1 protein-coding gene is annotated in these 272 nt (G+C 44.5%); it reads right to left on the minus strand.

Annotated features, from left to right (window positions below):
- Positions 1–272: hypothetical protein (locus R0J87_RS20500; protein WP_498888558.1), on the minus strand; the 272-nt coding region annotated here is incomplete at both ends.

The following is a 272-nucleotide window of genomic DNA, read 5'->3' on the forward strand; positions in this document are numbered from 1 at the left end:
GCATCTGTAGCATTATCCAGATCGCTTTTATTGCCACCCGCAACTGAGTTAGGATCCATATCAACCGAGAAGCCAAGGGTTTCTCCAGGATTAAATCCACTATTAACCGTTTCATCGAAGAGAAGAATCAGACCTTTGTATCCTGATATTCCCCCTAAACCCACGTAGGGATCATAAGAATCGGGTGAAGCAACACCGGTGTTCCCATCAGTATTAATGGTTAGTGCCTTGGATGCAGTATCTCCTGCTTCACCAAAAGGATCAAAGACACT

The organism is Halomonas sp. SIMBA_159, from assembly GCF_046536035.1.
Classification (GTDB): domain Bacteria; phylum Pseudomonadota; class Gammaproteobacteria; order Pseudomonadales; family Halomonadaceae; genus Vreelandella; species Vreelandella venusta_A.